General features: G+C 50.7%; 22 protein-coding genes and 1 pseudogene. 14 read left to right on the top strand and 9 right to left on the bottom strand.

The features are described from left to right. Positions 1–47: 47 nt before the first annotated feature. Positions 48–1,349, bottom strand: a complete 1,302-nt coding sequence (locus tag BM021_RS02490; RefSeq protein WP_090718505.1) for a lysine N(6)-hydroxylase/L-ornithine N(5)-oxygenase family protein — start codon at positions 1,347–1,349, stop codon at positions 48–50. Positions 1,350–1,359: 10 nt separating this feature from the next. Further along, positions 1,360–2,463: a GNAT family N-acetyltransferase gene (locus tag BM021_RS02485; RefSeq protein ID WP_256207735.1), complete on the bottom strand. Its 1,104-nt coding sequence runs from the start codon at positions 2,461–2,463 to the stop codon at positions 1,360–1,362. A gap of 298 nt (positions 2,464–2,761) precedes the next feature. Between BM021_RS02485 and BM021_RS02480 the strand changes: the two genes are divergently transcribed. Continuing rightward, positions 2,762–4,432 carry a cyclic peptide export ABC transporter gene (locus tag BM021_RS02480; RefSeq protein ID WP_090718503.1) on the top strand — a complete coding sequence of 557 codons (1,671 nt, stop codon included), beginning with the start codon at positions 2,762–2,764 and terminating at the stop codon, positions 4,430–4,432. Between the two features lie 3 nt (positions 4,433–4,435). Next, entirely contained in the window at positions 4,436–5,695 is a 1,260-nt protein-coding gene (locus tag BM021_RS02475) for a PepSY-associated TM helix domain-containing protein (protein WP_090718500.1), read from the top strand. Between the two features lie 394 nt (positions 5,696–6,089). On the opposite strand, the gene BM021_RS02470 is transcribed toward BM021_RS02475, so the two are convergent. Continuing rightward, positions 6,090–9,086 (bottom strand): YncE family protein, encoded by a 2,997-nt coding sequence (locus BM021_RS02470; RefSeq protein WP_218147799.1) that lies wholly within the window; start codon positions 9,084–9,086, stop codon positions 6,090–6,092. A gap of 211 nt (positions 9,087–9,297) precedes the next feature. Here BM021_RS02470 and BM021_RS15930 point away from each other — a divergent pair. Beyond that, positions 9,298–10,093, top strand: a pseudogene (locus BM021_RS15930) (phage integrase N-terminal SAM-like domain-containing protein). 241 nt (positions 10,094–10,334) lie between these two features. Here BM021_RS15930 and BM021_RS02460 read toward each other — a convergent pair. From BM021_RS02460 to BM021_RS02440, 6 genes are all read right to left on the bottom strand, one after another. Continuing rightward, positions 10,335–10,760 (bottom strand): hypothetical protein, encoded by a 426-nt coding sequence (locus tag BM021_RS02460; RefSeq protein WP_177186279.1) that lies wholly within the window; start codon positions 10,758–10,760, stop codon positions 10,335–10,337. After that, complete coding sequence (locus BM021_RS16545; protein WP_177186278.1) at positions 10,702–10,956, bottom strand: hypothetical protein; 255 nt, start codon at positions 10,954–10,956, stop codon at positions 10,702–10,704. The genes BM021_RS02460 and BM021_RS16545 overlap by 59 nt, the downstream gene beginning before the upstream one ends. After that, positions 10,878–11,096 (bottom strand): hypothetical protein, encoded by a 219-nt coding sequence (locus tag BM021_RS15400; RefSeq protein WP_177186277.1) that lies wholly within the window; start codon positions 11,094–11,096, stop codon positions 10,878–10,880. Before BM021_RS15400 ends, BM021_RS16545 begins: the two co-directional genes overlap by 79 nt. Before the next feature lie 159 nt (positions 11,097–11,255). Continuing rightward, positions 11,256–11,984, bottom strand: a complete 729-nt coding sequence (locus BM021_RS15925) for an energy transducer TonB (protein ID WP_256207734.1) — start codon at positions 11,982–11,984, stop codon at positions 11,256–11,258. After that, entirely contained in the window at positions 11,981–12,388 is a 408-nt protein-coding gene (locus BM021_RS02445) for an ExbD/TolR family protein (protein ID WP_090718490.1), read from the bottom strand. The genes BM021_RS15925 and BM021_RS02445 overlap by 4 nt, the downstream gene beginning before the upstream one ends. Before the next feature lie 3 nt (positions 12,389–12,391). Next, positions 12,392–13,042, bottom strand: a complete 651-nt coding sequence (locus BM021_RS02440) for a MotA/TolQ/ExbB proton channel family protein (RefSeq protein WP_090718488.1) — start codon at positions 13,040–13,042, stop codon at positions 12,392–12,394. Between the two features lie 578 nt (positions 13,043–13,620). Between BM021_RS02440 and BM021_RS02435 the strand changes: the two genes are divergently transcribed. The 11 genes from BM021_RS02435 (at position 13,621) to BM021_RS02390 (ending at position 25,063) form a co-directional block, all read left to right on the top strand. Continuing rightward, positions 13,621–14,202 carry a DJ-1/PfpI family protein gene (locus tag BM021_RS02435; RefSeq protein ID WP_090718485.1) on the top strand — a complete coding sequence of 194 codons (582 nt, stop codon included), beginning with the start codon at positions 13,621–13,623 and terminating at the stop codon, positions 14,200–14,202. A 139-nt stretch (positions 14,203–14,341) separates the two neighbouring features. Continuing rightward, positions 14,342–15,190, top strand: coding sequence for a hypothetical protein (locus BM021_RS02430; protein ID WP_090718482.1), 849 nt, complete (start codon positions 14,342–14,344; stop codon positions 15,188–15,190). A gap of 15 nt (positions 15,191–15,205) precedes the next feature. Next, entirely contained in the window at positions 15,206–16,243 is a 1,038-nt protein-coding gene (gene rtcA, locus BM021_RS02425) for an RNA 3'-terminal phosphate cyclase (protein WP_090718480.1), read from the top strand. 2 nt (positions 16,244–16,245) lie between these two features. Then, positions 16,246–16,521 carry a DUF504 domain-containing protein gene (locus BM021_RS02420; RefSeq protein ID WP_090718477.1) on the top strand — a complete coding sequence of 92 codons (276 nt, stop codon included), beginning with the start codon at positions 16,246–16,248 and terminating at the stop codon, positions 16,519–16,521. Further along, positions 16,518–17,396, top strand: a complete 879-nt coding sequence (locus tag BM021_RS02415) for a M28 family peptidase (RefSeq protein WP_090718475.1) — start codon at positions 16,518–16,520, stop codon at positions 17,394–17,396. The genes BM021_RS02420 and BM021_RS02415 overlap by 4 nt, the downstream gene beginning before the upstream one ends. Positions 17,397–17,721: 325 nt before the next feature. Next, the gene (locus tag BM021_RS02410) at positions 17,722–20,694 is read left to right on the top strand and encodes a type I restriction endonuclease subunit R (protein ID WP_090718470.1); all 2,973 of its coding nucleotides are present in this window, start codon (positions 17,722–17,724) and stop codon (positions 20,692–20,694) included. A gap of 15 nt (positions 20,695–20,709) precedes the next feature. After that, entirely contained in the window at positions 20,710–21,924 is a 1,215-nt protein-coding gene (locus tag BM021_RS02405; RefSeq protein WP_090718468.1) for a restriction endonuclease subunit S, read from the top strand. Continuing rightward, positions 21,921–22,508, top strand: coding sequence for a DUF1016 N-terminal domain-containing protein (locus BM021_RS15700; protein ID WP_218147798.1), 588 nt, complete (start codon positions 21,921–21,923; stop codon positions 22,506–22,508). The genes BM021_RS02405 and BM021_RS15700 overlap by 4 nt, the downstream gene beginning before the upstream one ends. Beyond that, a complete protein-coding gene (locus tag BM021_RS15695) occupies positions 22,456–22,917 on the top strand; it encodes a PDDEXK nuclease domain-containing protein (RefSeq protein WP_218147797.1) in 462 nt (153 codons plus the stop codon). The genes BM021_RS15700 and BM021_RS15695 overlap by 53 nt, the downstream gene beginning before the upstream one ends. 67 nt (positions 22,918–22,984) lie before the next feature. Beyond that, positions 22,985–24,592 (top strand): type I restriction-modification system subunit M, encoded by a 1,608-nt coding sequence (locus tag BM021_RS02395; protein WP_090718465.1) that lies wholly within the window; start codon positions 22,985–22,987, stop codon positions 24,590–24,592. 159 nt (positions 24,593–24,751) lie between these two features. Further along, positions 24,752–25,063, top strand: coding sequence for a YgjP-like metallopeptidase domain-containing protein (locus BM021_RS02390; protein WP_256207733.1), 312 nt, complete (start codon positions 24,752–24,754; stop codon positions 25,061–25,063). The last annotated feature ends 3 nt before the right edge of the window (positions 25,064–25,066 follow it).

Here is a 25,066-nt window from a genome sequence, read left to right as displayed (position 1 = left end):
ATTAATTTTAAAATTAATGACTCAATACCAGAATAAACTTCATGTAACTACACCAGTGCAGAAGACATCGTTCGTTTTGCCTGTAGGCTTTTTGACTGACTGAATAAATTGATAACCGCCTGGGATATTTCACTGGTACGCACGGCCGTCACCGACAGTAAGGTATCGCTCAGGCCATGGCTGGCTTCGCAAGCACCTTGAAGGAAAATTGCTGGTTTGAAATGCAGTGTGCTGCATACCCGATATTGACGATCGACCTTCAAGTCATTGAAATAAGGCATCAATGGGTTTAGCAGCGATTTGTAATGATCACGGTGGTAGCCTGTTGCAAGCACCACTGCGTCATAAGTGACGATACGCTCCTTATTGGTGTTCAAATCCTGCAAAATGAATTGAATCCCTTTGGGCTGTGCGAGTGCTTTTTTGACTACGTGCCGTCGCAAAAAACGGTGCCGCTCAGCACCGGCAACTTTCTGCTGATAAAACACATTAAAGATCTGCTCAATCAAAACCAGATCAGGTGCCGCATAGTTGGTATGCCAGAACTCGTTGAGAATCTTGCTGCGCTCCTGTTCAGGGCTATTGAAAACATAATCGGTAAAATCGGTATTAAAGATCTCATTCACAAAAGGGCTATCATCCGATGGCTTGATCGAACGGGCTCGCATTATCAGATCAATCTGTGTGGTATCAAAGCGATGATGCAAATCCATAAAAATTTCCGATGCACTCTGCCCCGCACCGACCACAGCAATTTTTTGGGCATGCGTATGCTGTGCAATTTCTTTCAAATAGTTATTGGAGTGAAAAACACGCGCATCCCCTTTTAAGGATGAAAAGCAATCTGGAATTCTGGGGTGGCCGCCAATACTGATCACTAAACTGCGGGTCAGCCGTTCATGAACGGTTTGAGCATTGTCACGCGAGCGAACTCGCAGCAATGAAACTTCATCACCTTTTTTTTCCGGAAGCACTTCGATGACTTCTTCGCCATAGGCACAACAGTGATCAAAATGCGCTGCCGCCCATGCCAGATAATCGTTGAATTCACGGCGGCTTGGAAAAAAAGTCTTGAGATTAATGAAATCCTGCAACCGATTTTTTTGGTGCAGATAATTGATGAACGTGAAATGACTGGCAGGATTACGCATGGTGACCAGATCCTTGAGGAAGGAAACCTGCATATGCGCATTATCCAACATCATATTGGCATGCCAGGCAAAGCTGGGCTGTTTTTCGATGAAAAAAGACTCGGCATGATGCCCGGTCTGTTTTTGCTCTTCGAGTGCAATGGCAAGCGCTATATTGGAGGGACCAAAACCAATGCCGATCAAATCATAAATTTTCATAACCAAATCCTCAAGATAAAGATACAGAATAGGGTGACGCAGTAGCACGTGGCACCCATAATTGTTCAGTAAAGAAACGTTCGCGTAACAACATGCCGAGCATTGCGCGCTTGTGTGGGAAATCGAATTCCTTCAGATTTGCATATCCGCATTGCGCAAGATTGCGGATCATCTTGTGATTGTCAGCGCGGGGTTCAATGACAATTCGCTGTGTTCTGTCATCATCTAAAAACAGATAATGCGAGATAGAGGGCAACCAGGCAGTAACGAAAGGTTTGCCTCGCATGCGGGGCTCCCCGATCAGTACATGCCAGCCACGGTCAAAATCATCCACGTCGTAGTAAGGGGCGATGCGATCTTCCTTAGCCCAATAAATTTCGAAATAGCCAAATGGCTCATCATTCAGGCAACCGATAAGATTAATCACATGCGGATCTGCCTGGACGCCTTCAAGATAAGCACGATGCTTGGCAAGGTCACCTGTTTCCTGCCAGAACTCTGCCACCACGGGATCATTCATCCAACAATTGAAAAAGCCTAGATCAGTAGCAGGATCAACGGTTCGGAATGTCAAAACACGACCCAGCCACGTGATATAGCGCTGGTAGACGGTACCCCTGGGCTTTGGTGGCCGTAGCGGATGGCGCCTTCCATGACTGAAGACGTAACGAATCGGAAAAGCCTGGCGGCGGGCTAAGGGATGCCATATCCGGGCTTGTTGCCAAAAAAGCTCTGCATAAACAGACAATTGATTATCTTCAGCAATGAAAATACCTGAATCAAGCAACTCTGCAAACTGATCGACAGGAACAGATAGGCTTAATTTTTTCTGGTAGGGATAATGGGCAAATGCAGCTTCCACTGCCGCCAACAACTCGGTCACTTCAGGCTGCTCTGAATGAGAATCAGCCAGTGCCAGTTTCAGTTGGTCCGATTGTCGGTACAAATGCCAGATCGTTTTTTTCTTGGTAGCGTCATTTTGCACATACAGTGCAGTATTTTCGTGAGTGACCTGGTAACGAATCTGATCCGGACAGCATGACAAGCTTACCGGTAGCATCGGCGATGCTCCCAGTAATTCACCAGACTGATCATTTAATCGACTTAACTCCATTTGTCTTCAAGAAAGTTTGATTGAGTAATACGCTTATCTTATTGGTTGAAGACGAATGAGAAGTATTATTATTTATAAATTTCGTTACTAATAAATATCGATTGCTTGGTTAGGCGTGAGAAATTGAGCACAAAATGTTTATGGTATGGATGAATATTATTCTTGGCTCATTATAAAGAACCAGTGAATTAAATACTTATCATTGAAGACTTACTGAAAGTATTGCGCAGCAGAGTAAACATTTATCCCTGTCATTCGTCTCTCTAAATATATTCTCTTTTATTTAAACGGGTAAGCCATGCTGAAATATCTTATTAAACAATCTAAACCTCTGCTTCTGGGCGCATCGTTTGCAAGCATATTGCATGGTATTCTTAGCGTTTTCTTAATCGCGCAAATCAGTTCTGCGCTTACGACGACAGAGTCTGATTATGAAGAAATGGCATTAATTTTTGCAGTGACTGCACTATGTGTGATGCTAAATTATATAGCGACTGCAATTTTGTTTGAGTGGCTTGGGCAACGTGCTCATTCTGAGCTGCGCAGTTTTATCGCAGAGAAAGTGATTGTGGCAGATTACCGCCAACTCGAGTTACTGGGGGCCGCACGTGTACAATCCGCCCTTTCTGAGCACTGTACCCGGGTTGCCGAATTTTTCGTCAGTTTTCCAGTCATTCTCACCAATGCGGTCATTGTGATTGGCTGTCTGGTCTATATGGCCTTTCTCTCATGGCAGGTTTTTCTTCTCGCAATCCTCGTCCTAGGGTTCGCTTCACTGGGTTATCATCTCGCTCATTTGCGCGCCATTCGGCATCTCGATATTGCCGCCAAGGAGCAGGATAATTTGTTTGCCTATTTCCGCTCACTCACCGACGGCGCAAAAGAATTACGCCTTAATCGCGATAAGCGCATCACTTTTTATGATGACGTACTCAAGCGATCCATTGAGAAAGTGCGCAAAGAACGCACGTTCGGCATGTCTATTTTTGTAGCTTCAGCAGGTTGGGGTAATTTTTTACTGTATGCATTCATTGGTATGGTGTTGTTTCTATTGGTTGGCGATATACCTGATCGAACATTAGTCATGACTGGATATGCATTAATTTTTGTTTATATGATAGGACCGCTCGAAGCACTACTGTTGAATATTCCTCGTGCCAATCTTGCGCAAGTATCCGCTGATCGAATCGAGGAGATTACGGATTCCATGTTCTCCTCGGAATCTCAAACCAGCAAAGTCGAGCTGCCAGCGCTGCAATCGATCGTGTTACAGGGCGTGTTGCATCGTTATTATCATGAACAAAAAGATGAAATGTTTACCTTGGGACCTATTGATTTACAGTTTCACCCAGGAGAAATCACTTTTCTGGTCGGAGGTAACGGTAGCGGCAAAACTACCCTGGCAAAATTACTGGTAGGGCTTTATCCGCCAGAGGAAGGCAAAGTCATTCTCAATGGCAATATTATTGACGATACCAATCGTGACTACTACAGACAGTTTTTCACGACCATCTTTTCTGATTTTCATCTTTTTGATCGATTGCTTGAAACAAGTCATGGCAAAGATCTGGATCAGAAAGGCAATCAGCTGTTGGAAAAACTCCATCTGCAAAATAAAGTAAAAGTTCAGGATGGCGCTTTTACCACCCTCACCTTATCGCAGGGACAACGTAAGCGGCTTGCTTTAGTGGTTGCTTATCTGGAAAATCGTCCATTCCTGGTATTTGACGAATGGGCCGCTGATCAGGATCCTGTCTTCAAAAATATTTTTTATCATGAACTGTTGCCAGAATTACGTGCAATGGGCAAGGCAATACTGGTCATTTCGCACGATGATCGTTACTTTCATCTAGCCGACCGGCTCCTGCGCATGGAAAATGGCCGTTTGACTTTTGATCATCAGAAATTATTTAATAACGAAGCTGAAACCACCATGCCATCCATGATCGCTGTAAATAGCGCAATTTAACCCATGAAAAAATTCATCGAATCCAACCTGTCTGCTGACATCGAGCAGGAAAAACCATCCACTAAATCCAGAACAGGTCGTCAGATCCTCACTCTCCTGCACCGCTGGGCTGGTCTATTTCTGGCAGTGTTCCTGTTTATTTCAGGACTGACCGGCGCGATCATCTCCTGGGATCATGAACTCGATGAATGGTTGAATCCGCAATTGTTTGAAAGACAAAGCGAGGGCGATCCCCTCTCTCCTTTAGTCCTCGCCGACCAGCTTGAAGCATCTGATCCAAGAATACTGATCACCTGGTTACCACTGTCACTCGAACCTGATGAGAACCTGGGACTCGGCGTGATTGGCCGCCTCGATCCCAATACAGGCAAAGCCTTTGATTTAGGTTTCAATCAAATCGCGCTGGATCCGGTCAACGGGGAAGTGCGTGGTTCGCGCATGTGGGGTGAAATCTCCCTCAGCCGGGAAAATTTCCTGCCTTTTCTGTATAAATTACACTACAGCATGCATATTCCGGACGTATTCGATATTGAAATGGGCATTGTATTTATGGGCATACTGGCGATGGTATGGTGCATTGATTGTTTCATCGCCTTATGGATTTCGTTTCCTAATTTTCAGACCTGGCGCAAATCATTTGCTTTCCGCTGGAAACAAGGCAGCTATAAGCTGAATTTCGATTTACACCGCTCCGGCGGAGTATGGCTATGGGGCATGCTGTTGATACTCGCCATAACTGCGGTATCGATGAATCTCAAACTGGAAGTCACACGTCCCGTTGTGGCGTTTTTTTCTGAACTGGCACCCAATCCATTTGCCATGCGTACACCTAACCCGCACGATGAGCCCATCGAACCCCTAATCGGACGCCATGAGATCATTCAGCTTGCCAGCGCAGAAGCAAAAAAAAGAAACTGGGATACGCCGCTCGGTGGACTGTTTTATGCGTCGGAATATGGTATCTATGGGGTGACATTTCATGAACCAGGGCACGATCACGCTGAATTTAGCCTCGGCAACCCCTGGCTTTATTTCGACGGACGGGATGGCGCCTATTTAGGCGACAGAATCCCCGGAAGCGGCAGTGCCGGCGATATTTTCCTGGACGCCCAATTTCCATTGCACTCCGGCCGCATTCTTGGCTTGCCTGGTCGCATTATGGTTTCCATATTGGGATTATTGGTCGCAACACTCTCGGTGACAGGCGTAGTTATCTGGCAAAGAAAACGCTGGGCACGAGCGAGAATGATTAATAATCACTGAGAGCAGTCTTCGTTTATATCTGGAGCTACTATATTTATCGATCGAATCTTTCGATCATTTCTTTGATAAGAAATTCGCAAATTCAGGAATACCTAATTCCATTTCTATTTCATAAGTGAATTTATAATCAAGCAACAATGCATTGGATACATTCACGATCCTTCTCCATGTCACGCAGTGCTGTTTCCAAGTGATTTTCAAGTGCGTCCAGGCTATCGAATTGTGCTGAGTTGCCCACCTTCGTCCCTCCTATTGCCTTCCAACCGCATACGCCCAAAATCTCTGACTTTGTGAGATGCTGCCTAACAACCTCGTGTGGGGCGCGACGATCAAGGCGCGTCCCACTCCACGCGATAGTTAGGCAAAGCCTTCTTTGTTCGTGTCTGACTCATACCTACTCTCCAAATACATTTTGTTGATTTTGACTGATACTTTGGGGAGAATAGCTTCGCCGTGTATCATGGTCATCGCTATCGAGGATACCATCCTCATCGCGGTCGATGCCAATCCGTATGCCGGAGCCGGGGGGCACGCAAGTGTAGGTGATCTCTCCTTTAGGCAGGAGCGCCGTGGCGCGGAGGATCCCATCCGGGATATCCGGTATCCCCTGGCGTGAGAATTTAAACCTTCCTTCACCGATATAGAGGAGTCCACCCCAGCGATTCTTTGCTACCAAGTCACACTCGTGCGCGTCGGCTCGCGCGATGAGGAGATCGATGCGCGGTCCGACTACCGCGGTATTGTGTTCGGTGAGAGTTACCTGCTGGCCTACGATCGGTGCCAGGTTGCTATCAAAGGCGAGCATGAAAGCTTCAAGCGCGCGGCGCTGAGTGATGCCTTCCGGGGTCGGCGGCAGGCCACCGATATTGCCAGGGTCAGGCACCATTTCGGGCGGTGTGCGCGGGTCGAGGCTTGGAATTGTCCCGGGCGCTCGGGGGAGGAAGACCGAGCCACTCACGAACCGGAACGCGGTATCAACGCTGCCGTCATGGAGGAAGCCGAAGCCGCGTACCTGAGGCCCCATCGGACCGTTGTTCGCGAGCGGGGCGAAGAGTAAGCTCCCGAGCGGCGCCACCTGCGACGGATCGAAGGGCGGCGGTGACGACGGTGGAGGCGGAGCCATACCGAACATCCCGATCTTCTGGTACAGGTTGCGCAGATGCGGAACCTTGAAGAATTGCGACTCACCCTCGAAGGAGAACTGGCCATCGGTGCCGAAGAAGCCCGGCCGCTTCACCACGGGAAACTCGCGGTTGCCGTTTCGGTCCAGCACGTGGCAACCGTTGCAGTTGAAAAAGGTATCCGACTTGTCCCCGAAGTAGAAGTTCCGGCCAACCTGCTGTTGCGCTGTGAGCGAGTTATCCAGGTTGCGGATCGGGTTCGGCGGGTAGGTGATTTCAAGTATAAAGTCCGTGAATTTCTGCATATCCTGCGCGGGGATGAACTCGTGCCGTCCGTTGAGGCCTACGAAGGCGACATTAAACTTGCGAAAGGCGAGGTCCTCATTGAATGCGCCACCGTTGGGTTGCTCGTTGGGTCCGGCGTCCTCGTCCAGGATGGCTTGGTTGCCCCCGGTGCGATCCCCGCGCCAGTGCATCGAGCCGTGATTATCTAGACCGCGCAGGCTCTGGGTGGTCATGGGGCCCTTCATAGGGCGAAAGTGCGGATTCTCGGGGAGTCCGCGCAAGAGGAAGAAGCCGATCCGCTCATCGACGCGGAACGGCCCGGTGTTCGGGGCCTCATTGTCGTCTGGGTCGCCGAGGTCCCAGGCGAGGCTGTCGAAGTCGCCAAAGACATGGCAGCTCGCACAGGCCGAATCCCCATGACTGGAGGTGAAGGAGGCGTCGTAGAGGAAGGGCCTGCCTTCGACGATATGCCTCGGCTCGGGGTTGTACATCGGGATGTGAGCGACCTCGGTACGGCTCGCTGTATCAATGATCGAGATGGAATTATCGAAACGGGTTAACACGTAAAGGCGGTCGCGGGTCTCATCAAGCACCACGCCACTGGGGCCACCGCCCGAGACCGAGATCTGATTGGCGGTGTTGGGAGTAAAAGAGTCGTTCTCAAGCTCGTCCGTGTCGTAGACCCCAATCTCACTCGTCCCAAACATCGCCACATAGAGCGTCGAGCCGTCCTGGGTGATCGCCATGTCCTGCGGAGATGCAACACTGGTCTTATTCTCCGCGTTTGGGATCGGGGCGCAGCACTGGCTGAAGTCGATGTGTTTGTTCAGGTGCCGCGGTTCGACGCGGGCGGTACGGCCCAGCACGGTGATATGGCTCTCGTGAAGGTGACCGCGCACCGTGCGTCCGCCCGAGAATACCCCAGCCCCCTCGAAGCGATTGTGATTCTGGGCCTCGGTGTTCGCTACGTATACATAGCCGCTAACCGGGTTCACGATCATGTTAAAGAGGACTGTGCCCACCCCACTGTACTCTCCACCCTCTACCGCCCTAGGCGGGTTGGCCATGGCGTCGATTGTGAAAACATCCTGATCCGGTAGCTCGAACATCACCATGTCATCCCAGGATTGCCCTAGCTCGTCGACCCAGTGCGTGCCATCAAACTTCACGATGAGACCTACCCTAGGCTGGGGAATGCCTGCGTGATTGGTGAGCGGCCCAGGGTAGATACGGGCAAAGGGTGGAGCGGTGCCCTGGCGCACCAGGAACTCGTTGATCGTCGTGGTGCGGTTTCCCGTCTGGAAGCCTGCGGCGTACACAGATGTCCCATCCGGGGTGGCGGCAAGGGCACGCGGTGTATCTGTAAAGAGGGTGATCACGGTGAGCGGAGTGCCTTCGAGTGAGGCACCCAGATGGTCGGCATCGAACACCCACACATCGGCACGACCAACACTCGGGGTAGTGAGTTGTGGGTCGCGGCCTGTATTTTGGCCACGGTGCGCGGTCGTGATAAACGCCCGCTTGTGGCCCGGGCCAGCGAATACAATATCTCGCGGCTCATCGCCCACCAGTAGCGTGCGCACCACGCGACGGGAGTGCGTTCTACTCACGTCAACGATGCTCACGCTGTCCGAGAGGTGATTCACGACCCACACCTCGGTGTTGGAGCGCGCCGCAACTGCGACCGGCTCAAGGCCAACGGGAATGGAATCGATGTGCGTGAGCCCGCGCTTGCGGACACGGAATATCTCGAGCCGGTTATCCGGGGTGTTGACGGCGAAGAGGTGTTTGCCGTCAGGCGAAAGCGCAAGGGGGCGGACCTGACCGCTCTCGAACAGGGTAAACGAGGATTCAGACCGTGCTGGCAAAGTCGCGATGACGCATAAGATCGCAACCACGGCTACTGCCCATGCACGAAACTTCTGATGGAACACCATTACAAGAACAGCAACATAAATTACGATGACAAGAGTGATAATCTCCACGACTGTATCCTCCGTAGTACGATTCTGGTATTCGTCCGTGGCCTGTCGCTAATTAGAATTAGACCTCCGAAATGACGTAATACTTTACGTTAACAATAAAATCTAACACGGCAAACTGCATGCTCTTAACTTAAGTTTTATGGAATTGCGTCGATTTAGTTTTCATCATAACAGGCTTTGTTAGATCCACAAATATATGATGAATAAACCCATGGAAAACAAACCCCGGAATTTGGACCAGGTGCGGGACAAACTCAGGCTCAAGCATTACAGTTACCGCACCGAGCAATCTTATATTGTCTGGATAAAGCGTTTTATTTTCTTCCACAGCAAGCGGCATCCGGATACGATGGGGAAAAAAGAAATTGAGTCGTTTCTGTCTTATCTCGTTGTAAAACGCAATGTGGCTGCATCTACACAAAATCAGGCGTTGTGCGCACTGCTGTTTTTATACAAAGAAGTTTTGGGGCGTAAATTGGCATGGTTGGAATCGATGCAACGCCCCAAACGCCCGGCACGTTTGCCAGTGGTGTTGACAGCATTGGAAGTGCAAAAGTTATTGAATAAACTGCAAGGGCGTTCCTGCTAATGGCAAGCCTGTTGTACGGCGCTGGTTTACGTTTGATGGAGTATGTGCGGCTGCGTGTAAAAGATATCGAGTTTTCCCGTCAGGAAATCTTGTGCGAGAGAGCAAAGGCGGCAAGGATCGGGCAACTATGCTGCCTGCTTCACTGGTTACGCCGCTGCAATCCCACTGGCTTTACATGCTCAGGATTTGCAGGAAGGATTTGTCGAGACAAGCAGTCCAGGCAGCAGAGATTCACAAACCGGCCAGTTGCCATACCTTGCGCCATAGTTTCGCGACCCATTTACTGCAGGCGGGATACGATATCCGTACCGTACAGGAATTGCTCGGGCACAAGGATGTTTACACCACGATGATTTACACCCATGTGTTAAACAAGGACGGAAAAGGTGTTATCAGTCCAATGGATCGGCAGTATTAACTGCTAATGAGAGGGAAAAGGGGTATCAGCACAGAGGCCAAAAGAAGAAACTGGCATACGCCGCTTGGAGGACTGTTTTATGCATCGGAGTATGGTATCTTGATTGCTCAACTCATAAACACATGTTCAAGGTATTCTTGAAATTTAAGTTTTACATTCCCTAGATGCATCACAATCGTGTTTACGAGTTGAAATAACGGATAATTCGAGGTGTTAAGTAATTGATATTGATTGATCATTTTCAAAGTATGAGGACCTTCTCCGAAATATCATCAGTTTCTTCTCTTACCAATCTGCGCCCTAATTCATGGTGATGGGAGCCTTCACTGGTAGCCGTGGTGATGAGATCTCCCAATCCTGCCAAATGATAGGGGCTGCCTGTCTGTCCACCAATCAGATGAACAATCTGATTGAGTTCATGTAAAGCTGCAACTGCAAGATAACCACGCATGTTATCACCCAGTTTGAGTTCATCGGCCATGCCAAATGCCATGGCATAGACGTTCTTTAAAATCACTGACCAACTGATGCCCGTGATGTCAGAAGTATGGTCGATATATAGCTTAGTGTGGCGAAAACAGGTCTGAACGGTATGCAATGAAGCAAGATCACGGCAATCCAATTGGCCAAAAGCATAACGATCCGCCCGGATTTCTTCGGAAATCATGGGGCCATAAAGCATACGATTGATGCATGGCCAGGTTTTCTGAAAAGATTTGTGCCGCGGTTTTGCCCGTTTCATCCAATCCTTTAGCGTTGCTGACGCAAAGGCAAGTTTTTTTCATCAATGGTGCGATTTGCTGGACAACTTCATGATGCGGATTAACTGGCAAGCAGAACAATACGATATCTGCATGCGGCACACACTTTCTTCCAAGACGGCATGCGGGTAAGTACTTTGCGGAAATTTTTCCCAAATATCCAATTGATGATGATCTTGGAGCAAATATTCCATTGCATGCCCCATTTCACCATGGCCCAGGATTAGAACTTTAAGAGGCATTGTCATATATTCATATGTTTTTTAGCGAAATTATCTGATAAATTGCCTAGCTCATAAGCAAGTTCATCTGGTTGTTTTTACCATCGCTATTCAGATTCTTTTAAATGCAGCTCAAAGTTTACTGACACACCATTAAAATAGTGGGAGATCATTTCACTTCTATTCTTCCAATACAAAACTAAACGGCTGCAAGGCAATAGCCCGCACTGGCTGACCGTTCTGTAGAGGGGGATTGCAACGCCAACTTTTTACGGCAGCAATGGCAGCCTCATCAAGACGTTGATATCCGCTGCTATTGAGCACTTGGATCTCTTTCACCCGGCCGTTCTCATTCAACTCGAGCTTCAGTGTCAATTTACCCTCTTCGCCAAGCTGGCGAGACTGACGAGGATAGGGAGGAGGATTCAATACCGGACAAATAACCGATAGCTCTGAGGACAACATCACTGGATCAGAGCCCCCTCCTCCTGTTCCTGCTCCTGTTCCTATTCCTGTCCCTATTCCTGTTCCTGGCTGCATAGCGGCTACATTTGAAGCGGTTGATGTTTCTTGAGCACTAGCGGACTGCGGTAATTCTGTTTCCACCTTGGCCCTGTTCTGTGATCGAGCAATTGGTCTTGGCGGAATAGGCGCTGCTGTTTTGTTTTTGTCTTGATAAATTTTCTTGGGAGGAAATGGTTTCTTTTCCGGCAAAAATCCAGACTGTCCTCCGGCAGGCAAAAGGGATACTTGAGGAAGTGATACTAATTTAAGCGTAACTATTGTTTCGGATACTGGATCATTTCTCTTTGTAAAATGAATGGGCACTATAGTAATAGCGCCATGCACAAGGCATGTCACCAAGATAGGGATAAACCAATCCCCTACCCCATTCATGGCGCGATTCATGGCGCATGGCCTTCAGGATTTTGAGTCGCAATACTCACTGCTATAAATCCGGCTGCCTGAGCATCGCTCAAAATCTGTACGACGCGTTGAACCGATGCAGACTGATCCGCTACCAATAGCACGGTTTCAAAGCGAGATACCATCGGTTGCAAAACGTCTCTCAACTCGTCCAATTCAATCTTCTTACCCTGTACATCGATTGCACCTGTTACCGGGATCGTAATGACAAGAGATTCTGCGTCGGCTTTGCCAGATGATTTTGCTTCTGGAATCGAAACTTCCATTGCCTGAATCCGATGAAAATTGGCACCCAGTACAATAAAAATGACCAGGATAAATACACAATCAATCAAAGCCGTGAGATTGATCGTGGGTGAAGTACGATTACGTGTTTCAAATTTCATCCGTCACTCCGGTCTGACTTCACCGTTGGGTGCAACGTATAACATGCATTGAATAATATCGCTCAACTGCAGGCGAACCTCGTCTAAGCGGCTTGTAAGATAGCCATATGCTGCAAGCGTGGGAACTGCAATCGTCAGGCCGGCAGCCGTTGTCACAAGCGCTTCCCAGATTCCCGAGGATAATTCTGACAGATTGATGCTGGAATTACCGGATTCTTGAAGGCCCATGAACATATTGATCATGCCAAATACCGTGCCCAGCAAACCCAGCAGCGGTGCAATTTGAGCAATAAAGGAAAGCAGTGAAAGGTTCTTTTCCAATTTCTGCAGCTCGAGGCTGGCTACTCGTCTAGCCTCAGATTCAGCAAGATCAGGCCGCTCTTTGAGCGCTTGCGCGACGGCACATACTACGGCAACTGCAGGGTGAGGATGGTGATTACACGCTCCGCTCACGGCGTCGAAATTTCCCAAACGGATTAGGTTGAGGGTATTTTCATACCAGCTGAGGTCGGACAAATGTACCGCCCGGTACTCTATGAGCTTGCGAAGAAACACCGTAAGCGCCACGATTGAACACGCATAGAGCGGTATCATGGTCCAACCGCCTTGCGCAAGAATTTCTCCTAGTAATATCATGGTATCGCCATTCACCATCGTTCTCCCTCATTCCACTTCACCTATTATGGGTCTGAATATGTTCTAACTAACTCTTCTTCTTTTGACCATATATTAAAGAATTATTTCCATAAACAAGAATTATAATTATTATTATTTACATCGTAAGAAAAAATACTTTTTTACTGTTTCAATTTAATTTAAGCCTGAACATTCAAGGTTGTCTAAAAAATTGTAAATAACACCTTGAAATTACTTTGAAAAAAAAGATACTGTTGACACGGCAACAGAAATGCATTGAAAGTATGCAGGCAATTTCCCAGATCCTGGTGCAGCTAAAAGCCTCATCTGCGCAGCTCATGTCTTAATTACTAGCTTTTGCACCAGCTACGGATGGATTCTGATGTAGGCCAGCATCAATCATCAGATCTCATAAATCGGATTATCAATCAATCGCTCTAAGCGGTTTAAAAATATCTTTCCATTGAAATGCAGTTTTTTATAAACCATTTTAACGAACACCGATAAAGTGCATTATTTTTTATCCTATTACCTTCCACTTCAGAAAGCTCCCCAAGGCCGTGTATAGTTACAAAATACAAGACAAGGAGTTTACGATGAGTGCAAAGAAGATTTTGATGTTAGTCGGCGATTATGTGGAAGACTACGAGGTCATGGTACCTTTCCAGGTACTTTTGATGGTAGGACATACCGTTCACGCCATCTGTCCCAACAAAAAGGCGGGCGATACCGTGCGCACGGCAGTGCATGATTTCGAGGGAGATCAAACTTACAGCGAAAAGCCTGGTCACAACTTTACATTGAATGCAACGTTTGCCGAGGTTAAGGCCGAAGACTACGACGCGTTGATCATTCCTGGCGGGCGTGCACCGGAATATATTCGCCTGAACAGGATTGTGCTCAAAATGGTGCGGCACTTCTCGCATGCCAACAAGCCGATTGCGTCCATCTGCCATGGTGCGCAGCTGCTGGTGGCAGCAGGCGTTCTTGAGGGCAAAGCATGTGCTGCTTACCCAGCGGTGGAACCTGATGTTACTCGTGCAGGTGGCGAATATGTAGATATCCCCATGGATAAGGCTCACGCAGATGGCAAGCTGGTCACCGCCCCCGGCTGGCCTGCGCATCCTGATTGGCTTGCCAAATTCCTGCAAGTGCTGGGAACGAAGATTGAACCATAAAGCACTCTAGGCAAGCTGCGTAAAATAGACGATGAGGCGGTAGAGTCATATCGACGTGTCAGATAATTAACATTTGCGCGATAACATTTCTCACCATTCACCTCTTGTACATGGCAATTGACAAGGAGGAGGAAAACGCATGGCAAAGCTTAACATCGCAATCATCGGGTTTGGGCGAGTGGGACGTGCGTGTGCACTTGCATTACGTGACACCGACGATCTCGTGCTTGCCGGCGTTGTGCGCCACCTAGACACGCCAAAGACACTGCCTGATCCATTCAGTCGAGTTCCAGTAGTTACGCATGTTCGTGACTTAAAGCGTGTCGACAGAGCGCTTGTCTGTGTGCCAGCAAATATTGTCTTAGGCGTTGCGCGCGAATTACTACAGGCACGAATCCCGATCATCGAGTGTGCGATCCTCGAAGAACATGCGCTCAAGGCGCACTATGAAGCAATCGACAATGCAGCGCATCACCATGGGGTGCCCGCCATGGTTGGCGCAGGATGGAATCCAGGTATTCTGCCGCTGTTTGAGCGCGCATTCGCAATACTGGTGCCTGATGGTCATACTACGCACACTAATCGGCCAGGCGCCAGCCTCCATCACACCGAAGCGGTAGAGCGCATTCAAGGCGTAAAAGATGCACTCACTACTGAAACGCGAGACGCGGAAGGGCAACTGACCCGCTATGTTTACGTCGAACTTGCAAAGGGTACAACACTTGAAACGGTCGAAGCTGCACTCGTCGCTGATCCGCTTTTTGTCGGTGAAAGAACGCTGGTATTTGAAGTCGAGAGCATTGCCGCACTCGAGGAGGAAGGCCGCGGCATTTTACTCGAACGAACCGGCACAGAGCGAACAGGTGCGCATGCTGCGCTGCTCCTTGAGGCCCGGTTCGACGTATCGACTTTCACTGCACGGATCATGCTGGATGCCGCGAGGCGCATCTCAAGCTTCAAATCGGGCGCGCATCGCTACTCGCTCTGAAGGTAGAACAGATCCATGCTCGACATTGACGGCAGTTACGGTGAAGGAGGTGGCCAGTTGCTGCGGCTCTCTGCAGCGTTGTCCGCCATCACTGGTATCGGGGTTCGCATCACGAACATCCGCGCGCGACGCGACAAACCTGGCCTTGCACCCCAGCATCTCGCTGCCGTGCACGCGGTGGGAAAGCTCTGCGACGCGAAGATCGAAGGCCTTGCGCTACGGTCACAAATGATTACTTTCGAACCGAAAAGGCTTCGTGCTGGCGAATATCGCTTCAATATCGGGACTGCGGGCAGTGTGACGCTCGTGCTGCAGGCCCTGCTGCCGGTCATGCTGGTGATGCACGCGACCTGTAAGGTCCATATCACCGGCGGCACCGACGTTCGGCAGGCGCCTCCCGCCGATTATCTGTGCGAGATACTCATCCGCCTCATCAAGCAGCTCGATGCGCAGGTGGAAATGCGCATACTGCGGCGCGGCTACTATCCGCAGGGCGGTGGCGAGATCGAAGTCGTAGTAAGGCCAGCGCAGCTCATACCTGTAAAATTCTCTGCATTCGGGCACATAAAGGCGATTCGGGGCATCGCGCACGTGACCAATCTTCCCGATCACATCGCGATGAGGATGAAGCAGGCAGTGCTCGACCGGCTTGGCATTTACGGTACCCAGGCGCGCATCGAAACCCAAACATTGAGTCACGAGGCGGCTTTCGGTCCTGGCGGTGCAATCGTAGGCTGGACTGAGAGTGAACACACGATATTAGGCTCAGCGCGCGTCGCAGAACGAGGCGTACGGGCAGAAGCACTGGGTGAAGCCGTCGGCGAGGAACTTGCGGCAGATCTCGCTAGCAGTGCTGCGCTCGATGTGCATGCGGCTGACCAGATGCTCGTCTACTTAGCCCTCGCGGGTGGCGGATCATTCAGCACACGAACCATTTCGCTGCATGCGCGTACGGCCATGTGGCTGATTGAACAATTCCTGCCAATAACATTTGACGTCTCGGAAGCGGCAGGGCTCATACACGTCACTGTGATACCACGTCGGGAGCAGTAATCATGATCCCCATCCACGAACTGCTCGCCCGCATCCGCTGGGACCCTGAATTTGGCAAGGGCCAGTTCGAACTTGCCTATGAGGATAGGGTTGAGTACCAGCTCAAGCGCGTGCCGCTCGCACAGATAGTTATCGAACCCGGACAGCACTTCATGTTCGAGTCGGTGGAGGACGACGGCACGCTGCACACTGTGCCATTTCATCGGGTACGGAAGGTATGGCGAAATGGTGTACTCATCTGGGAGCGGCATCCCGAAATAAAAGGAAAAGCGAAATGAAATCATTACTCGAGCAACGCCTACAGATGCACGTCGAACAACTTGCCGGCCAGATCGGCGAGCGCAACGTGTGGCGGCCGCAGGCGCTTCATGCTGCTGCCGAGTACATCCGCAGCGCCTGGCATCAGCTCGGCTACGAGGTTCATGCCCAGGGCTATGATATGGAAGGCGTCTGGAGCGAGAATCTCGAGATCGAAATTCAAGGTGGCGCGCACGCCAGCGAAATCGTGCTCGTGGGTGCGCACTACGACAGCGTGCGGGGTAGCCCAGGTGCGGATGACAACGCCTCGGGTGTTGCCGCTCTCCTCGAGATTGCGCGACATCTCTCAGCAATAAAACCCGAGCGCACCCTGCGGCTGGTCGCATTTGTCAATGAAGAGCTTTTTAATTCTGCTGAAATGGGCAGCAAAATCTACGCACGGGCTGCGCGTAAGCGCAATGACGATATCCGCATCATGCTCTCGCTCGAGATGCTAGGCTGCTATAGCGATCAGCCAGACAGCCAGAACTATCCATCCTTTTTGCGCTGGTTCTATCCCAATCGCGGCAACTTCATCGGCTTTGTTTCAAATCTCAAGTCACGCCGCGCACTTAAGGAACTCGCCCGGGCATTCGCTGCGAACTCAAACTTCCCGTTTGAGACACTCGCAAGCCCAGCTTCCGTACCCGGAGTCGGATGGAGCGACCACCTCTCGTTCTGGCAGCAGGGCTACCAGGGAGTGATGGTCACCGATACGGCGTTTTATCGCTATCCACACTATCATCGGGCTAGCGATACACCCGAGAAGCTTGACTATAACCGGATGGCACGTGTCGTCGAAGGTGTTGCCGGTGCACTGGCTGCGCTGGTGGGAACTGTCAAACCTGAGTCTTAAACTACCATTATTAAAAAAACAGACAGCACCGGTATGAATTTTTCCTTGATATGTTTCAATCTTGACGTAACATATCACGCATTTTGGGCGTAATTTTAGTGATCCAGCCTGGCGAAGCTCCCATATTATAGCCATTTGTGAGGTAGCTATTGGCATCACACTCTAGTAAGTGCTTAACTTCCCAAGACCCTCTGTTTTTTGCAACATTGATGAATATAAGGATTTCTCACCGCTCGACTTCATTCTCTACCAAATTTTTTCATTGCTAACGAAGAAACAATCAAAACCGGTAGAATTTATCAAGTTGAACTTCTGAATCGCTCCAATGACAGCAATCGAACCCCAGATCGAACAAGGCCTGATCGCCAAACTAGCCGACCTCAAATACAACTACCGCCAGGACATTCGTGACCGCGCCTCGCTGGAGCAGAACTTCCGCCAGCATTTCGAGGCCCTGAACCGCGTCAACCTCACCGATAGCGAGTTTCACAGGCTGCTGGAGCAGATCATTACCCTGGATGTTTTTGCGGCCGCCCGCCACCTGCGCGAACTCAACAGCTTTGAGCGTGATGACGGCACACCCCTTTTTTACACCCTGGTCAACATCAAGGACTGGTGCAAGAACAGCTTCGAGTTGGTCAACCAGCTGCGCATCAACACTGACAACAGCCACCATCGCTATGATGTGATTCTGCTCATCAACGGCTTGCCGGTGGTGCAGATCGAGTTGAAAACCCTTGCCATCAGCCCGCGCCGGGCCATGCAGCAAATCGTTGATTACAAGAGCGACCCCGGCAACGGTTATAGCAAAACCCTGCTGTGTTTCCTGCAACTGTTCATCGTCAGCAACCGCAGCGATACCTGGTACTTTGCCAACAATAACAACCGCCACTTCAGCTTCAACGCCGACGAACGCTTTTTGCCGCTCTACCAGTTCGCAGGCGAAGACAACAACAAGATCACCCATCTGGACAGCTTCGCCGAGAAATTCCTCGCCAAATGCACGCTGGGTGAAATGATCAGCCGCTACATGGTGCTGGTGGCCAGTGAGCAGAAACTCCTGATGATGCGCCCCTACCAGATCTACGCCGTCAAGGCCATTGTCGATTGCATCCACCAGAACTGCGGCAACGGCTACATCTGGCACACCACCGGCAGCGGCAAAACGCTCACCTCCTTCAAGGCATCGACCCTGCTCAAGGACAACCCGGACATCGACAAATGCCTGTTCGTGGTGGACCGCAAAGACCTCGACCGGCAGACGCGGGAAGAATTCAACAAATTTCAGGAAAAGTGCGTCGAAGAAAACACCAATACCGAAACGCTTGTAAGGCGGCTGCTCTCCGACGACTACGCCGACAAGGTGATCGTCACCACCATCCAGAAGCTCGGCCTGGCGCTCGACGGCGGCAACAAACGCAACTATCTGGCCCGGCTGGAACCGCTGCGCAATCAGCGCATGGTGTTCATCTTCGACGAATGCCATCGCTCGCAATTCGGCGAGAACCACAAGGCCATCAAGGAATTCTTCCCCAACGCCCAGTTGTTCGGCTTCACCGGCACGCCGATCTTCGACGACAACGCCAGCTATCAGCAGATTGAAGGCCAGCAGGCGTCATTCAAGACCACGGCGGACATCTTTCAGCAGCAACTGCACGCCTACACCATCACCCACGCCATCGAAGACCGTAACGTGCTGCGCTTCCATGTTGATTACTACAAGCCCGATGGCAAGAACAAACCCAAGCCGGGCGAAGCACTCACCAAGAAAGCGATTGTTGAAGCAATCCTGACCAAGCACGACGCCGCCACCGCCGGACGCAAGTTCAATGCGATTCTGGCCACGGCCTCGATCAACGACGCGATCGAATACCACGCCCTGTTCAAAACCGTGCAGGCGGAAAAACTGGCCGCCGATCCTGACTTCCAGCCGCTCAACATCGCCTGCGTGTTCTCGCCGCCTGCCGAGGGCAACAAGGACGTGCAGCAGATTCAGGAAGACCTGCCGCAGGAAAAGGCCGACAATGAACAAGCACCGGACGAAAAGAAAGCGGCGCTCAAGGCCATCATTGCCGATTACAACGCGCAGTACGGCGCCAACCACAGCATCAACGAATTCGACCTCTACTATCAGGATGTGCAAAAGCGCATCAAGGATCAGCAATACCCCAATCAGGACCTGCCCCATGCGCAGAAGATCGACATCGTCATCGTAGTGGACATGCTGCTCACCGGTTTCGATTCCAAATACCTGAACACCCTCTACATGGACAAAAACCTCAAATACCACGGCCTGATTCAAGCGTTTTCGCGCACCAACCGCGTGCTCAACGACACTAAGCCCTACGGCAACATCCTCGACTTCCGCCAGCAGCAGGAGGCCGTGGATACGGCCATCGGACTCTTTTCCGGCCAAGCCGGCAAGCCCGCCAAGGAAATCTGGCTGGTGGACAAGGCGCCGGTGGTCATCGGCAAGCTGCAAACCGCCGTGCAAAAGCTTGGCGACTTCATGCAATCCCAAGGGCTGGACAACAAACCGGAAGCGGTGCCCAACCTCAAGGGAGACGTCGCTCGCAGCCAGTTCATCAACCTGTTCAAAGAGGTGCAGCGCCTCAAGACCCAGCTCGACCAGTACACCGACCTGACGCCTGAGAACAAGGCCAGCATCGAGCAGGTGCTGCCCAGGGAACAGTTGCAGGGCTTCAAGGGCGTCTATCTGGAGACGGCTCAGCGCCTGAAAGAACAGCAGGACAAACACGACGACAACACCGCGCCGGAAGTGCAGCAGCTCGATTTCGAGTTCGTGCTGTTTGCAAGCAGCGTGATCGATTACGACTACATCATGGCGTTGATTGCCCGCTACGCCAGCCAAGCGCCGGGCAAGCAGAGAATGAGCCGCGAACAGCTCATTGGCCTGATCCAGTCCGATGCCAAGTTCATCGACGACCGCGAAGCTCTCACCGAATACATCGATAGCCTCGACACCAGCAAACCCCATACCGTGCAAGGCGTTCGAGAGGAATATGCTCAATATAAGGTCGCCAAAACCAACCAAGCCGTCGCCGATGTGGCCGCCAAACATGGCCTCGCCACCGCCGCCCTGCAAGACTTTGTGGACAGCATCCTGCGCCGCATGATCTTCGACGGTGAAGTCTTGAGCGAACTCTTCGCCTCGCAGGAACTGGGCTGGAAGGTGCGCACGCAAAAGGAGCTGGCGCTGATGGAAGAGCTGATTCCGCTGCTGCACAAACTTGCTCAGGGGCGCGAGATTTCAGGGCTGGGGGCATATGAGCAATAAGCGGAAGATGTGGCTATGACGGCGGTGAAGAAACGCGGATGGGTGCCCAAGCTGCGCTTTCCTGAGTTTCGGGAGGCGGAGGGGTGGGAGGAACATTCGCTTGAGGCCTTGGAAGAATTCGGCTGGCTAGAACTTGGCCGAGGTAATGTTATTTCAGCTCAAGACATGAATGAGTGCCTCGGCCCATATCCGGTCTATTCTTCTTCGATCAAGAACAGCGGCCATATGGGATCATATGGCCGATTCATGTTTGATGAAGAGCTCATTTCTTGGTCGATCGATGGGGGCGGGGACTTCTTCTATCGCCCCAAACATAAGTTTTCAGTTACAAACGTTTCCGGTTACATGAGGCTGAAGGCGGATCGATTGATGTATCGGTTCACCGCTGGCCAGCTTCAACATCTACATCGAGCGCTCACATTCGACTATCAGCTAAAGGCACATCCAAGTGTCATTCGCAAGCTCTACCGATTGGGCGTGCCAACCACCGCCGAACAACAAAAAATCGCCGACTGCCTCTCTTCCATCGACGAACTGATTACCCTGGAGGCGCAAAAGCTCGACACGCTCAAGGCCCATAAACAAGGGCTGATGCAGCAACTTTTCCCCGCCGAAGGCGAAACCCTGCCCAAGCTGCGTTTTCCTAAGTTTCGGGATGCGGGAGAGTGGGAGGAGAAGAAGGCCGGAACCTTGTTTGCAAACCGAATTGAAGAAGGTGAAGACGGGCTTCCAATCTATTCGGTCACAATGAATGATGGGATGGTCAAACGTTCATCTCTTGATCGTAAAGTTGATGATATTGCAGAATCATCCGGCAATAAAAAAGCATATAAAGATGATATTGCATACAACATGATGCGAATGTGGCAAGGGGCTTTTGGTGTGTCTGCGGAAGACTGCATGGTAAGTCCTGCTTACGTTGTTCTTGCACCAGAAGATAAAGTCTGTTCTGATTTTTTTGGCTACCTTTTTAAATTGCCGAAATATCTGCTACTTCTTACATCGCATTCACAAGGGTTAACACTGGATAGATTGCGACTTTATTACAAAGATTTTGCACAAATTTCACTATTAATTCCCACTTTTCTTGAACAACAAAAAATCGCCGACTGCCTCACTACCCTCGACGACCTCATTGCCGCCCAAACCCAAAAACTCACCGCGCTCAAGACCCATAAAAAAGGGCTGATGCAGCAGCTTTTCCCTGCGTTGGAGGAGGTGAAGGAATGAGCGTATTGACCACATTTCACGCGGATATCAAAAACATCTTCGAACAGGCGCGCGGCAAGGCGCGTTCGGCGGTGAATGCCGTCATGGCGGAGGCTTACTGGCTGATTGGTCGGCGGATTGTTCAAGAGGAACAGCTTGGGCAGCACAAAGCCCAATACGGTACACGCCTGATTGAAGACCTGTCGACGGCGTTAACGGCGGATTTCGGCAAGGGTTTTTCCTATGCCAACCTGTACAACTGCCGTCAGTTTTACCTGATCTTTCCCGATCAGGAAATTCTCTACACGCTGTGTAGAGAATTAAGCTGGAGCCACTTGCGCTTGATCATGCGGGTCGATTCGCCGCAGGCCATTGAATATTATTGCCGCGAAGCCAGAGAGCAGAACTGGACGGTACGCCAACTGGAACGCAATATCAAAAGCCAGAGTTTTCAACGCCTGCTGTCAACCCAGACCCCACCATCGCCAACACAGGGGCACATCTGCCCACCTGGAGTTTATCAAAGACCCTTATGTGCTGGAATTCTTGCAATTGCCGGAGACTGGCGAGGTAAAAGAGAGCCGGCTGGAGCAGGCGATTATTGATGAATTGCAAAAGTTTCTGCTGGAACTTGGCAAGGGGTTCTCGTTCGTCGCGCGGCAGATGCGTATTAGCACTGAGACCAGCCACTTTTTTATTGACTTGGTTTTCTACAATTATCTGCTCAAGTGTTTTGTCATCGTCGACCTGAAAACCGGCAAGCTCGGCCATCAGGACATCGGTCAAATGGATATGTATGTGCGCATGTTTGACGACCTCAAACGCGGCGAAGACGACAATCCCACTATCGGTATTATTCTGTGCGACAGCAAGGATGAAACCATCGTCAAATACTCGATAATCAAAGAGAGTCAGCAACTTTTTGCCTCCAAGTATCAGCGCATACTGCCGACCGAAGAGGAATTGATTGCCGAGATTGAACGGGAGAAGCGGCTGATTGAGGAGGGCGCATGACGTCGCTGGAAATGGCGACAACTACCGAGGAATACTTGGTAGTTCATATACGCGAATAAGACAAAAAATGACCGAACAAGACAAAAAACAACTGGGCAACACCCTTTGGGGCATTGCCGACCAGCTACGCGGCGCGATGAACGCGGATGACTTCCGCGACTACATGCTTTCCTTTCTGTTCCTGCGCTATTTGTCGGACAACTACGAGACGGCGGCGCAAAAGGAACTGGGGCCGGATTATCCGAGGCTGGATGCCGGCGATCGCCGCACACCTTTGGCGCTATGGTATGCGCAGAACCCGGACGATACCGTTGAATTTGAAAAACAGATGCGCCGTAAGACGCATTATGTGATCCAGCCCGAATACCTGTGGGGCAGTATTACGGAGCTGGCCCGCACGCAAGACAGAGAATTGCTGCATACTTTGCAAAAAGGCTTCGATTACATCGAGAACGAATCCTTTGCCAGCGCCTTCGGCGGGCTGTTCTCCGAGATCAACCTGAACTCGGAAAAGCTCGGCAGGGGTTATGAAGCGCGCAACGCCAAACTCTGCACTATCATCAAGGCCATTGCCGAAGGATTGGCGCAATTCTCCACCGGCACGGATACCCTGGGCGACGCCTATGAATACCTGATCGGACAATTTGCCGCCGGTTCCGGCAAGAAGGCGGGCGAGTTCTACACGCCGCAGCAGATTTCCAGCATTTTGTCGGGCATTGTCACGCTGGACAGCCAGGAACCTGCCACCGGCAAAAAGAAGCAACTGGAGAGCGTATTCGATTTTGCCTGCGGCTCCGGCTCGCTGCTGCTCAACGTGCGTCATCGACTCGGCCAGCACGGCATCGGCAAAATTGTCGGACAGGAAAAGAACATCACCACCTACAACCTGGCGCGCATGAACATGCTGCTGCACGGGGTGAAGGATTCGGAGTTCGAGATTTATCACGGCGATACCCTCACCAACGACTGGGATTGGCTTCGCGAGACCAACCCGGCCAAAAGCCCCAAGTTCGACGCGGTGGTGGCCAACCCGCCGTTTAGTTACCGCTGGGAGCCGACCGAAAGCTTAAGCGAGGACATGCGCTTCAAGAACTACGGTCTGGCACCCAAATCCGCCGCCGATTTCGCCTTTTTGCTGCACGGCTTTCACTACCTGAAGCCCGAGGGTGTCATGGCCATCATCCTGCCACACGGCGTGTTGTTCCGTGGCGGCGTGGAAGAACGCATCCGCACCAAACTGCTGAAAGACGGCCACATTGACACCGTGATCGGCTTGCCTGCCAATTTGTTTTTCTCGACCGGTATTCCGGTCTGTATTCTGGTGTTGAAGAAGTGCAAAAAACCGGATGATGTGCTCTTTATCAACGCCAGTGAATACTTTGAGAAAGGTAAACGCCAGAACCGGTTGTTGCCGGAGCACATTGAAAAGATTATTGCCACCTACCAGTTCCGCAAGGAAGAAGAACGCTATTCTATGCGGGTATCGATGAAGCGAATCGAGAAAGAAGGTTACAACCTGAACATTTCGCGCTATATCGGTACCGCGAAGCCGGAAGAAGCAATCGATTTGGGGACTGTGCACACGGAATTAACGGAACTGGAAAAACGGATCAAAGAATATACCGGGGAACACAACGAATTCCTCAAGGAACTGGGGTTGCCGCCATTGCCCTAGTTTGGGCGAATGTTGCAAAGCAGGTGATCAATGAAGAACCCCATTGAGTGTTAGCGGTTTCCAGTGTATCGCGTGGCCGTGCTAGAGCTGATTGCGAAGTAGGAGCCGATTCCAGGCGTTAGCGTGAATCGGTTTTTTTGTGCAACAGATGAAAACTAAATGGGAAGTTGTAACCCACGTGCAGGCATGATTCGCCTGAATACCGGATTGGCGAAGAAACCGAAAGAGTGCCTGGAATATATCGTCGTGCATGAAATGGTTCATCTTCTTGAACCCACACAATATACGTTTCGTCGCACTGATGGATCAGTTCATACCCAAGTGGCCATTCTTCCGTCATCGGTTGAATCGCCTTCCTGTGCGACATGCCGGTTGGGGGTACTGACCATTTATAATGTGCAGCAATCTTATATCCTTGCCTGTTTTTGTCTGGCAATCCTGCACAACCCAAAAAGTTATATTTTCTTTTAACCT

The organism is Nitrosomonas sp. Nm166, assembly GCF_900112825.1.
Lineage (GTDB): Bacteria > Pseudomonadota > Gammaproteobacteria > Burkholderiales > Nitrosomonadaceae > Nitrosomonas.
Note: the sequence above shows the minus strand (reverse complement) of the source record. Positions and strands in the feature narration are given on the sequence as shown.

Coding starts and splice junctions, on each gene's coding strand:
- BM021_RS02420 (WP_090718477.1), top strand. CDS start 16,246: ATGATCCCCATCCACGAACTGCTCGCCCGCATCCGCTGGGACCCTGAA.
- BM021_RS02405 (WP_090718468.1), top strand. CDS start 20,710: ATGACGGCGGTGAAGAAACGCGGATGGGTGCCCAAGCTGCGCTTTCCT.
- BM021_RS02415 (WP_090718475.1), top strand. CDS start 16,518: ATGAAATCATTACTCGAGCAACGCCTACAGATGCACGTCGAACAACTT.
- BM021_RS15400 (WP_177186277.1), bottom strand. CDS start 11,096: ATGCCTCTTAAAGTTCTAATCCTGGGCCATGGTGAAATGGGGCATGCA.
- BM021_RS02390 (WP_256207733.1), top strand. CDS start 24,752: ATGGGAAGTTGTAACCCACGTGCAGGCATGATTCGCCTGAATACCGGA.
- BM021_RS15700 (WP_218147798.1), top strand. CDS start 21,921: ATGAGCGTATTGACCACATTTCACGCGGATATCAAAAACATCTTCGAA.
- BM021_RS02460 (WP_177186279.1), bottom strand. CDS start 10,760: ATGATTTCCGAAGAAATCCGGGCGGATCGTTATGCTTTTGGCCAATTG.
- BM021_RS02485 (WP_256207735.1), bottom strand. CDS start 2,463: ATGGAGTTAAGTCGATTAAATGATCAGTCTGGTGAATTACTGGGAGCA.
- rtcA (WP_090718480.1), top strand. CDS start 15,206: ATGCTCGACATTGACGGCAGTTACGGTGAAGGAGGTGGCCAGTTGCTG.
- BM021_RS02440 (WP_090718488.1), bottom strand. CDS start 13,042: ATGGTGAATGGCGATACCATGATATTACTAGGAGAAATTCTTGCGCAA.
- BM021_RS02475 (WP_090718500.1), top strand. CDS start 4,436: ATGAAAAAATTCATCGAATCCAACCTGTCTGCTGACATCGAGCAGGAA.
- BM021_RS02445 (WP_090718490.1), bottom strand. CDS start 12,388: ATGAAATTTGAAACACGTAATCGTACTTCACCCACGATCAATCTCACG.
- BM021_RS02410 (WP_090718470.1), top strand. CDS start 17,722: ATGACAGCAATCGAACCCCAGATCGAACAAGGCCTGATCGCCAAACTA.
- BM021_RS15925 (WP_256207734.1), bottom strand. CDS start 11,984: ATGAATCGCGCCATGAATGGGGTAGGGGATTGGTTTATCCCTATCTTG.
- BM021_RS02435 (WP_090718485.1), top strand. CDS start 13,621: ATGAGTGCAAAGAAGATTTTGATGTTAGTCGGCGATTATGTGGAAGAC.
- BM021_RS02395 (WP_090718465.1), top strand. CDS start 22,985: ATGACCGAACAAGACAAAAAACAACTGGGCAACACCCTTTGGGGCATT.
- BM021_RS02430 (WP_090718482.1), top strand. CDS start 14,342: ATGGCAAAGCTTAACATCGCAATCATCGGGTTTGGGCGAGTGGGACGT.
- BM021_RS02490 (WP_090718505.1), bottom strand. CDS start 1,349: ATGAAAATTTATGATTTGATCGGCATTGGTTTTGGTCCCTCCAATATA.
- BM021_RS02480 (WP_090718503.1), top strand. CDS start 2,762: ATGCTGAAATATCTTATTAAACAATCTAAACCTCTGCTTCTGGGCGCA.